We start from the raw sequence: 11,606 nt of genomic DNA on the forward strand, positions 1-11,606 counted from the left end.
CGTGGTCAAGGCCGACCAGCGTGACCAGGAAACCATCTACCAGGAGCTGGATGAGTATGTCGTCACCAATGAGTTAGAAAAGCACTTTCGTGCTTTTTTTGAGTCCTACACCACCCCCTTGAATGACCCGTCCATCGCCAACCGCGTGGGCGTTTGGGTGAGTGGCTTCTTCGGGTCGGGTAAATCACACTTTTTGAAAACGCTTTCTTACCTGCTCGCTAACACGGAAGCGTTTGATGCCAACGGCCAGGCCAAACGGGCCGCTGATTTTTTTGACGAGCAGAAGCTGGTAGACAGCTCTATCCGGGCTGATATTGCTAAAGCTGTCCGTGAACCGGCCCACGTGGTGCTGTTCAATATCGACAGCAAGGCCAGCTCGAACGACGATGGCAACCCCATCCTGAACGTCTTCCTGCGTGTGTTTAACGAGCACCAGGGCTTTAGCTCTGATTACCCGCACATTGCCCACATGGAGCGCCACCTGGAAAAGCGAGGCGTGTATGAGCGTTTCAAGCAGGCCTTTAACGAGGCCAGTGGCGTGGTGTGGGAAGACGAGCGAGACGGCTATCAGTTTTATCAGGATGATATCGAGCAAGCGATTGGCGCAGCGCTCGATCTCTCTCCTGAAGCGGCGCATAAATGGTTTGAGGAATCTGAAACCAACTTCAGCGTCTCGGTAGAGAACTTCTGCCATTGGGTAAAAGAGTTTTTGGAGTCGCAGTCAGCCACCCAGCGCATGGTGTTCATGGTGGATGAAGTTGGCCAGTTCATTGGCAGCGACACGCGTTTGATGCTGACCCTGCAAACGCTCACCGAAAACCTGGGCACGATTTGCGGTGGGCGTGCCTGGATTGTGGTCACCTCCCAAGCCGATATGGACGCCGTGCTAGGCGAAATGACCGCCTCAAAAGCCAACGATTTTTCCAAAATCGCCGGACGTTTCAAAACCCGCTTATCGCTCTCAAGCTCCAACTCCGACGAAGTGATCCGCAAGCGCCTGCTGGTGAAAAACGACCCGGCATGTGCGGAGCTGGAAGGTGTGTTTGAGGCCAAAGGCTCCATTCTGCGTAACCAGCTGACCTTTGACCGCTCCGGCCCCACGCTGAAAAATATCGAAGGCGTCGAGAGCTTTATCGCCAACTACCCCTTTGTGCCGTACCACTTCCAGTTGGTGCAAAAAGTCTTTGAAGAGATCCGCAAGGTAGGGGCAACGGGTGCTCACTTGGCCTACGGCGAGCGCTCCATGCTCGATGCGTTTCACATGGCTGCCAAAGCCGTGCAAGAGAAGACGATTGGCGCGCTGGTACCGATGCACTGCTTCTACACGGCGATAGAAGGGTTCCTCGATACGGCGGTGAAGCGCACCATCGATCAGGCCAGCGAGAACCCCGTATTAGAAGCGTTTGATGTCGAAACCCTACGCACGCTGTTTATGATCCGCTATGTGGACTTGGTGAAGGGCACGGTCAATAACCTGGTAACGCTCTCACTGACTCAAATCGACGATGACCGCATAGCCATTCGTGAGCAGCTGGAAGCGACCCTGGCACGGCTGGAAAAAGAGAGCCTGATTACCCGTAACGGCGATGAATACCAGTTTCTCACCAACGAGGAGCGGGACATCACCCGCAAGATCAAAGCCACAGAAGTCACCAGTAGCGACGAGAACAAAGAGCTTTCCAGCCTGATCTTCAAGGACCTGCTGCGCGACCGCGCCAAGTACCGCTATCCGGTCAACAAAACCGACTACAGCATAGGACGTTACCTGGATGGCCACACCCTGGATGGCCGCTACCAGAGCCAGCTAAGGGTAGAGGTGGTCTCACCGCTGGATGTGGAGTACGTACAGCTAAGCGAAGCAGGCTGCATTCACAAAAGCGGCGATAACGGTGGGCAGGTGCTGATTAAGCTGCCCGACGATAAGCGCTTTACCGATGAACTGCGCACCCTGCTCAAAACCGATAAGTTTATCCGCCTGAACCTATCGGCCAACGACCACAGCGTAGAGCGCATTCTGGCCGACCGTGGCCGGGAAAACCAGGAGCGCAAAAAGCGCCTGCGGGTGCGTTTGGAAGAGATGCTGCTGGATGCCGATGTGTACGCGCTCGGGCAAAAGCTCGATCTCAACCGCAACCAGTTGAATACCCGCTTGGATGAGGCCTGCCGCTATCTGCTGGAAAACACCTACAACAAGCTGAGCCAGCTCACGGCGCTTAGCCCGGAGCCGATGCGAGAGCTGCAGGCCGTATTAACCGCCGATGACCTGGGCACCCAGAACCTCAACCTGGATGGTGAAGAGGGCAACGCTCAAGCGGTGAAAGAGGTAGAGCAGTATATCTCGCTGCATGGCGGCGAGCCGGTGCCACTGAACCCGCTGATTGAGCGCTTCAGCAACCGACCTTTCGGCTGGCCAGAAGGTGAAACGCTGCTGATTCTGGGTCGCCTGCATGCCGCTGGGCGCTTAACCTTCCACACCGCTGGCCCCGCGCTCAGCGGTAAAGAAGCCTTTGAGCTACTCAATAACGCCCGCCGCCGCAGTGAAGTCCGCCTCCAGAAAAAGCGCCAAACCGAAGATGCGGTGCTCAACAAAGCCCGTAACCTCACCAAAGAGCTGTTTGGCCAGCTAGGCCCCACCAGTGAAAAAGAGCTGTTTACCTATTACGTAGACCGCTTATCCCACTGGCGGCGGGAGCTAGAAGCGTATAAAAGCAAAACCGACGTGGGCAACTTCCCCGGTCGCAATGCCATTGACAACTCACTGCGGGAAGTGGAGCGTCTGCTGCGCCTGGACGACAGCTTCGACTTCTTCAAAACCGTCGCCAGCCAGCAAGACACGCTGCTCGATGTTGAAGAAGACTACCGTGATCTCAACGATTTCTTTACCAAGCAGCTCACCACCTGGCAGCAGCTAGAACAAGCGCTCAATCGGTTTGCGGTGAACCGCCTGGAGCTTGAGAAAAACACCCAGGCCCAGCAAGCGCTGGCCGAGTGTGAGCGTATTTACCGCGCCGAAGCGCCTTACGCCATGCTGAACCAGGTGGATGGCTTGGTACGCACGCTGGATGAGATTAACAGCGGCCTGGTGGAGGAAAAACGCCAGCACGCCATTGCCCGTATCGATACGCGCATTGCCAAGGTGAGCGCTGAAATTGCCAAAAGCGGCATTGGCACCGCCGAGCTCAGCAACCGCTTGCTGCACCCGCTGCAGCAGCTTAAAGCCTCGGTCAACCACTCGGTCAGCGTCGCGCAGATCTACCAGCTGCAAACTGAAGCCGCTGTCGAGTTAGAAGAAGAAAGTTTGGATGCGCTTCACCACGCCCAGGCTGAAGCGGCCAAGCGGCAGCCGCCTACGCTTGCGGGTAACACCACAACACCGGCACCAACATCAGAGAACCCCAAGCCAGTCCCACAAACGGCATCACGTGATAAAACGTACGACCCGCACACCGAAACAGCACCAGCGGCGGTAAATGCCCCCAAACCCGTGGCAAGAGTGCGTGTAAGCGACGTACTCAGCCGCGTGCATAGCGGGGTGTACCTGGAAAGCCAAGCGGAAGTCGATGCGTTTATGGATGAGCTGAGAAAAGAACTGGAAGGGTCACTTTCAGCAGGTAAACGGGTACAGGTGCGTTAGTGTTCAAACGATTTTTGTTGACACGACCAGTGTGCCTGTTCACTGCTGTCCCGCGTCCTAGGACGCGGGACAGCGAAGCGGAAAGAAACATGAAAAGTCAACGAGACACCTATGACCACCGCGACCATTGAACAGCGCCTAAGCGAGCCAGAAGGCAAGCAGCTTGAGTTCAAGCGCGACTTATCATCGCCCAAGCCGCTGATGAAAACCCTGGTCGCCTTTGCCAATACGGCCGGTGGCCAGTTGATCATTGGTGTTGACGATGATGGCACTGTGCTAGGCGTGGATGATCCGCTGGATATGGAAGAGCGCCTTACCAGCATGATCGCGGATGCCATTCACCCCCGGCTACTGCCCAATATTGAACTGGTGAGCGTGGGCGAACATACCCTGGTGTGTATTGAGGTGTTTTTGAGCAGCGCACGCCCACACTTTTTCAAAGCGCTTGGCGAAGAAAGCGGTGTGCTGGTGCGGCTTGGTTCCAGCAATCGGCAGGCGGGGTTGGCCCTCATCCAGGAAATGCAGCGCCAAGCGAGCGGAACCACCTTTGATGTTCAGCCCATGCCTGAGCTGAGCCGTGACGACCTTGACCAAAACGCCATACAGCAAGCCTTTCGCAGCGAACAACTGCTTGATGACAATAAGCTTCGCACGTTACGGCTACTTGTCTCGTATCAAGGTCGCCTGGTACCCAGCGTGGGCGGAATTTTGCTGTTTGGCCGCGAGCGCCAATGGCACTTTGAAGATGCCTGGATTCAGTGTGGGCGCTTTCGCGGCACCGATAAGGTCGAGATTTTCGACCAGACAGATATTCACGCGCCGTTACCCCAAGCGGTTGATGACATCGAGCTGTTTCTTAAAAAACATGCCTTCAAGCAGGCAGAGTTTGGCGCCATGCGTCGCCGCGATGTGTGGAGTATCCCGCTGACCATCCTGCGTGAAGCGATTATTAATGCCTTGGTACACAGCGACTACTCCCAACGGGGCAGCCCTATACGCATTGCGTTTTTTGATGACCGTATCGAGATTGAAAGCCCAGGACTACTGATGCCCGGCATGACCATTGAAGACATGAAACGCGGCGTCTCCATGATTCGCAACCCAGTGATTGCCCGCGTGTTTCGTGAGCTTGGGCTGATAGAGCAGTGGGGCAGCGGTGTGAAGCGTATTTTCTCGGAAGCCCACGCCCAAGGGCTACCAGAACCGCATATTGAAGAAATTGCCAACCGCGTGCGTTTGAGTATTCGGCTGGCAACGCCGGTTTCTATTCAGCAGTCAGCTTCAGTGACCCAGGCTGAGTCAGTGCAGTCAGAGTCACGGCTAGAGTCACGGCTAGAGTCACGGCTAGAGTCACGGCTAGAGTCAGCGCTGGCAGCCAGAGTGCTGTTGATACTGCAGCAGGAGCCGCTGGGTAAAGCTGCCATAGCGCGTGAGCTGGGTCACAAGGGCGTTTCCGGTGAGCTCAATAAACAAGTAGGCAATTTACGCCAGCAGCAGCTGATTGAAATGACGCTGCCCGAAAAGCCCAATAGCCGCCTTCAACAATACCGCCTAACCCCTCAAGGCCAGCGCTTTTTGCAAGACACTTTCAAGGATCTAACATGAACACCGCCAACATCAAAAAATACGCCCCCAAAGCCCGCGCCCGCTTTATCGACACCATGACGCGCCAGGCGGCCCGGGTGGGTATTAGCCCGGATGGCAACGGTGGCGCTGTGATTGCCCCCCTGGAGCTAAAGGGCGATGTGTTGGTGATGACCGCCCAGGATGGCCAAACCCACACCGTGCCCGCCCACCTAAAGCGCGCACGGGAAGCGCTGGCCGCGTGGGTGCAGCGCGATAGCTTTACCCAAGCGATAGAGCAGGCCGCCTATAGCTGGTTCAATCGCCTGTGCGCCATTCGCTATATGGAGATTCACGGCTACCTGGACCACGGCCGCCGTGTGCTAAGTGGGGCAGGGGGCGAAGCCGGGCAGTTCCAGATTCTGGAGGAATGCTTAGAGGTGGACTTGCCGGCCCTTGATAAGAGCCTGGACACCGCCCGCGTGCGCGAACTTAAGCTCGACGGCACCCAGGATGAAACCCTCTACCGCGAGCTGCTGCTGGCCCAGTGCCACGCCCTGCACGACGCCATGCCGTTCCTGTTCGAGCCGCTGGACGACGCTAGCGAACTGCTGCTGCCCAACAACCTGACCAAAACCGATTCGCTGATCCGCGAGCTGGTGGAAGCGATTCCCGAAGACGACTGGCAGGACGTAGAAGTGATTGGCTGGCTCTATCAGTTCTACATCAGCGAGAAAAAAGACCAGGTGATCGGTAAGGTGGTGAAAAGCGAAGACATCCCCGCCGCCACCCAGCTGTTCACCCCCAACTGGATCGTGCAATACCTGGTGCAGAACTCGGTAGGCCGCCAGTGGCTGCAAACCTACCCTGGCTCCGTTCTCAAGGGCCAGATGCCGTACTACATCGAGCCCGCCGTGCAGGAGCCTGAGGTGCAGGCCCAGCTGGACGCCATCACCCCGGCCAGCCTCGACCCTGAAAGCATCAAGGTACTCGACCCCGCTTGCGGCTCCGGCCATATTCTGGTGGAAGCCTATAACGTGCTGAAGGCGATCTACGAAGAGCGTGGCTACCGCACCCGCGACATCCCCAAGCTGATTCTGGAAAACAACCTGTTCGGGCTGGATATCGACGACCGCGCCGCCCAGCTGGCGGGTTTTGCGCTGTTGATGAAGGCACGTGAAGACGACCGCCGCATTCTCACCCGCCTGGTTGATAACAAGGTGCGCCTGAACGTGCTGGCCATGCAAAGCAGCCAACACCTGGATGCCTACACCCTATGGCGCGACCTGAACCTGACCGGCGACTGGCACCAGGGCCAATCCCAAAGCCTATTTGATAGCGAACAGCAGGAGCTTGCCAACAACGACGCCACTTACAAGCTGATTGCTGATTTAATCGAGCGCTTCCAAGATGCCAAAACCTTCGGCTCGTTGATTGAAGTGCCCAATGAATGGGAAGCGCCGCTGAAAGCACTGCTGGAAGAGCTGAGCGAACTCACCAACAGTGGCGACACCCTGCAGAAAACCGCTGCCCAGCGGTTAAGGCCGATTGTGCAGCAGGCCTGGGTATTGGCGCAGCGCTATGATGCGGTGATTGCCAACCCTCCATACATGGGCGGCAAATATCAAAATAAAATAATAAAAACATATTCATCGAAAGCTTATCCTGATGCTAAAAATGACATTTACGCACTTTTTATAAAAATAATGTCAAATATGGCTAAAAGGTTTGCAAATTTCTCTTTTCTATCACCCTATGTATGGCTCTATCTTTCTGGCTATGAGGAACTAAGAAAAAACTTTCTGTCTAAAAACTCAATTAATTCATTAATACAGCTTGAGTATAATGCTTTTGAGGCAGCATGTGTTCCTGTTGCAGCAGTAAGCGCCTACAACCACCATATCCCTGGGGTTTATGGAAGTTATATCGATCTTTCAGAATTCAAGGGGAGTAGAAATCAAGCGCCTAAAGTAATTTATTCCATAAAGAACAAAAATTCAGCATGGTTTTATAACATATGTCAGACAAGCTTTATCGAGTTGCCCGGCAATGTAATTGCCTTCTCTTTAGGGGAAAGGCTTATCAATAACTATTTGAAACACCACCTAGTTAAGGATTGCTTTTCTTTGAAGCAAGGACTTATTACAGGGGATAATAGTAGATTTGTTAGGTTTTGGTTTGAAGTTGACATTTCTAAATTTTCTGAGTTTATAAAAGACTCACCAAAATGGTTCCCATATCAAAAAGGCGGAGCTCTAAGGAAATGGTATGGTAACAATGAACTGGTTGTAAATTGGCATGATAAGGGAGAGGAAATACGAAATTTTAAGGATGAAGGTGGGAAGCTTCGTTCGCGGCCACAAAATATATCTTATTTTTTCAAACCTGGTGGCACGTGGACAAGTTTGACAATATCAGATTTCTCAATGCGCTATGTGCCAGAAGGTCATATTTTTGCAGATAAAGGACCAATGATTTTTAGCAAAGATGTAAATTACTTACAATATGTAATTGGGTATTATAATAGTGTAGTGGCAACAAGATATTTGAAAGTATTATCACCCACACTTGATTATTCGGTTGGGGCTGTAGGGGGAATACCTTTTGTAGATAATCTAAATCATGCCATACTAGAAAAGATAAACTGCTGCATAACCATAAGCAAAGTTGACTGGGACTCCAAAGAATTGTCATATGATTTTGAGTGCAATCCGTTATTGATGTACCACGGTTATGAAATAAAGAATAACTACAAAGAGCTTTGCGATAATTGGCGTAAAAATGTATCTTCAATGGTAGACCTAGAAAAAGAAAACAACAGTTTCTTTCTTGAGGCGTGCGGGCTACAAGGCGAACTGGATCCTGATATTCCACTGGATGAAGTTACTTTGTCTTGCAATCCTCATTACCGATATAGCGGCAACCGTACCGAGGACGAGTTGGAAGCCCTTCTCCAGTGCGATACTATTAAGGAATTAGTATCCTACGCCATCGGTTGCATGATGGGTCGCTACTCGCTGGACAAGCCCGGCCTGATTCTCGCCAGCCAGGGCGAAACCGTCCGCGACTACCTCGCCCAGATCCCCAAACCCAGCTTCGCCCCGGATGACAACGCCATCATCCCGCTCACCGATCAGGAATGGTTCCCCGACGACGCCACCAACCGCCTCCGCGATTTTGTGCGTACCGTCTGGGGTGAAGAGCACCTGCAGGAAAATCTCGACTTCGTCGCCGAAAGCCTCTGCCTGCACGCCATTAAACCCAAGAAAGGCGAGGCCGCGCTGGACACCATTCGCCGCTATCTCAGCACCCAGTTCTTCAAAGACCACCTGCGCACCTACAAAAAACGCCCCATCTATTGGCTGTTCTCCTCCGGCAAGCAGAAAGCCTTCGAGTGCCTGGTCTACCTGCACCGCTACACCGAAAGCACCCTGGCCGAGATGCGCACCGACTACGTCATTCCGCTCACCACCAAGCTCGCCAGCTACGTGGAAAAGCTAGAGCAAGACAAAGACGCCAGCACCTCCGCCGCCGAAGCGAAGAGCATCGAAAAAGAATTGAGCAAGCTTTACAAACAGCAAGCCGAGCTCAACACCTTCGACGAAAAACTCCGCCACTACGCCGACCAGCGTATCTCGCTGGATCTGGATGACGGGGTGAAGGTGAACTATGGGAAATTTGGGGATTTGTTGGCTGAGGTGAAGCAAGTGGTGGGGAAGTGATTTATGGAGCTTAAAAATATCGAAGAGCTGATTGATAACGAGGGTGAAATCACCATCGGTAGAATTGGGCCGGTGCGCTGCGGTGCTTCTGCAAGCGATGAAGCTAATTGCCTTGCGATGTTAGCTAGGCGACCTGGCGAGTCGTTTGAGGCGTTGCTTATACGCCTGGATTCCGCGATTGAGGATGCTATTGAGCATGATATCTTCGCAGATGAAATCAATCCATAAAGTGCAATGTATGGAGCTTTGATGACGACTCCCATCGGCCGCTGGCGTATCACCTGGATGGAAACGTGGGATCAGGACTTTGTCGATTTGATTGAGCCGGGCCATTTCCGGTTTGATGATAATGGACTCGGCTATTTTATCTTCGGTGCTGTTGAAGGCCAGCTTGACTACCGCCTTTCAGAAGGCGGCAAGCGTATCGATTTCAGTTGGTCGGGCAATGATGAGGGCGATGAGAAATCTGGCCGTGGCTGGTTTAAGCTCTCATCCTCGCGTACCGCCAAAGGGTGCTTTTTCATTCACTGTGGGGATGAGTCAGCGGTGGAAATGGAGCTTCAAACTTAATGGGCGACAGCAGCGCAAATTGTATAGGGGTGACATCCGCATGATTCATCACATACGTATCGACAATTTCAAATCGTTGGTTGATTTTGAAATAGGCTTGTCGCGTTTTACCTGCTTGGTGGGGCTTAACGGTGCGGGAAAATCAACCGTGCTTCAGGCGTTGGACTTCATTTCGCAGCAAATGCGCGGTGATATTGATGGCTGGTTAGAACAGCGCCAATGGGAGCCGCGAGACCTGGGTTCGAAGCTGACGGCTAAGCAAAATGTCGATATTTCGGTTCAGGTTGAGACGGAAAAGCACGGTTTAATTGAGTGGTCAGCCAGCTTTAATCGACAGTCGTTGCGCTGCACAACGGAAGAGGCTTTCTGTGATGGTGTGCGGCTCTTGAAAGTAGAAGATGCTGAGTTCTGGATAGACCGCAGCGTGAAGCAGGGCAGTCTACGTGATGTAAGAAGCGAAATTATGTTCGAGTACCAAGGCTCGATTCTCTCGCAGCTAAAACGTAAACAGATAGGTGAGCCGCTGCAGGCGCTTAAAGAAGTACTAGCCAATATTCGCTCGCTGGATTTACTTTCGCCAGAGCACCTTCGCCAACGCACACGAGATTCAGCAGGGCATTTAGGCTTGGGCGGACAAAAGCTTTCTGCGTATCTGCATGAGCAGGGTAGTGAGGTTCGTCAGCGGCTGTTGGAGAAACTGCAACATGCCTACCCTCAGCTGGCCAGTATTGATACCCGCTCGTTGCGCTCTGGTTGGAAGCATCTGGATATTGCCGAGCAGTTTAGCGGCAAGGTACTGAGCACGCCTGCGCGCCATGTTAATGATGGTTTGCTACGCCTACTGGCGGTGCTTTCACAGCTGGCGTCCGATGAGCATTTTTTGTTATTCGATGAAATTGAAAACGGCATCAACCCAGAACTTGTCGAGTTTCTGGTGGATACGCTGGTCGAGAGCGAACACCAAGTGATGGTGACCACGCACAGCCCTGTCATTCTTAACTACTTGGAAGACGACGTTGCCAAGCAAGGCGTTATTTATCTGTATAAAAATGCCAAAGGGGCCACCCAGTCAATACGTCTGTTTGAAATACCTTCACTGGCAGAGAAACTGCAGTTTATGGGGCCGGGTGAGGCATTCATTGATACTCAGCTAACGGAGTTAGCCACTGAAATTCAATCGCTTAGCGCTAAGGAGGGCAAGGATGTATCTGCTGCTAAGCGGTGAAGGCCCCAGTGATATAGGCGTGTGCTACCCAGCGGCAGAAGCCTGTCGCGTGGAAGCTTTTAAACCGGGGCCAATGGCATGGCTGGTGGATCAGTGGGTAGAACGGGTGCAGGGCTATGAGTTCTCTCACCTTCAGGCCGGACTTGTGAACTTTGTAAGTAAGCAGCACCTGGTTGCGACAAGGCCATCCGCCGTTAAGAAGCCTAGCCGTTTGCCGGGTAAAAAGCGCGCTAAAGAAACGAGTTATTACTTTAATAATGCACGTGCATTAGCGCAGTGTGCAAAAGGAGTTAAGCTCAGTTCTTGTGTATGGAGGGCAGTAGAGAGGGTGGCGTATCCTGTTGATTGATCTCGCCAGATCACAACCAACATAGGACGGATACGCCATGAGCAATTCTACTCTCCAAGCCGTGACGCAGCCAGACACCGGCGCTACTGATCCGTTGCATGAGCTGCTGCGCAAAGGGGCCCGAGACCTGATCGCCAAGGCCGTGGAGGCGGAGTTGAGCACGTTTCTGGAGCAATATGCCGACAAGACGCTGGAAGACGGCCGCCGTGTCGTCGTCCGCAACGGCTACCTGCCGGAGCGCACCGTGCAAACCGGTATCGGCGACGTCGAGATCAAGGTGCCCCGCGTCCGTGACCGCAGTGGCGACGGGGTGACCTTCAGCAGCGCGCTGTTGCCGCCCTACCTGAAGCGGGCCCGCAGCATCGAGGAGCTGATCCCCTGGCTCTACCTGAAGGGAGTCTCTACCGGCGACTACCAGGAGGCCCTGTCGGCCCTGCTGGGTGATCAGGCCAAGGGACTCTCGGCCAACACCGTGTCGCGTCTCAAGAAGCAGTGGGAGGACGAGCATACCGACTGGCAGAAGCGCGACCTGGCAGACCAGCG

General features: G+C 53.5%; 8 protein-coding genes. All 8 read left to right on the plus strand.

Annotation, left to right across the window (positions count from 1 at the left end; genetic code table 11):
- On the plus strand, positions 1 to 3,634 hold a 3,634-nt coding region (brxC, locus tag B7L72_RS00095; RefSeq protein WP_446718535.1), incomplete at its 5' end, for a BREX system P-loop protein BrxC.
- Positions 3,635 to 3,745: 111 nt separating this feature from the next.
- Positions 3,746 to 5,239 (plus strand): AlbA family DNA-binding domain-containing protein, encoded by a 1,494-nt coding sequence (locus B7L72_RS00100; RefSeq protein WP_081191887.1) that lies wholly within the window; start codon positions 3,746 to 3,748, stop codon positions 5,237 to 5,239.
- On the plus strand, positions 5,236 to 8,919 hold the full coding sequence (gene pglX, locus B7L72_RS00105; protein WP_081191889.1) for a BREX-1 system adenine-specific DNA-methyltransferase PglX: 3,684 nt from the start codon (positions 5,236 to 5,238) through the stop codon (positions 8,917 to 8,919). Before B7L72_RS00100 ends, pglX begins: the two co-directional genes overlap by 4 nt.
- Positions 8,920 to 8,922: 3 nt before the next feature.
- Positions 8,923 to 9,147 (plus strand): hypothetical protein, encoded by a 225-nt coding sequence (locus tag B7L72_RS00110; RefSeq protein ID WP_074210654.1) that lies wholly within the window; start codon positions 8,923 to 8,925, stop codon positions 9,145 to 9,147.
- Between the two features lie 21 nt (positions 9,148 to 9,168).
- Positions 9,169 to 9,489 carry a hypothetical protein gene (locus B7L72_RS00115; RefSeq protein WP_081191891.1) on the plus strand — a complete coding sequence of 107 codons (321 nt, stop codon included), beginning with the start codon at positions 9,169 to 9,171 and terminating at the stop codon, positions 9,487 to 9,489.
- A 40-nt stretch (positions 9,490 to 9,529) separates the two neighbouring features.
- Complete coding sequence (locus tag B7L72_RS00120) at positions 9,530 to 10,714, plus strand: AAA family ATPase (RefSeq protein WP_081191893.1); 1,185 nt, start codon at positions 9,530 to 9,532, stop codon at positions 10,712 to 10,714.
- Positions 10,692 to 11,063 carry a hypothetical protein gene (locus tag B7L72_RS18045; protein WP_139788404.1) on the plus strand — a complete coding sequence of 124 codons (372 nt, stop codon included), beginning with the start codon at positions 10,692 to 10,694 and terminating at the stop codon, positions 11,061 to 11,063. Before B7L72_RS00120 ends, B7L72_RS18045 begins: the two co-directional genes overlap by 23 nt.
- Before the next feature lie 37 nt (positions 11,064 to 11,100).
- Positions 11,101 to 11,606, plus strand: a 506-nt coding sequence (locus B7L72_RS00125; protein ID WP_176212806.1) for a transposase, incomplete at its 3' end; no start/stop codon positions are given.

Source organism: Halomonas sp. BC1, from assembly GCF_002078135.1.
GTDB classification, from domain to species: Bacteria; Pseudomonadota; Gammaproteobacteria; order Pseudomonadales; family Halomonadaceae; genus Vreelandella; species Vreelandella stevensii.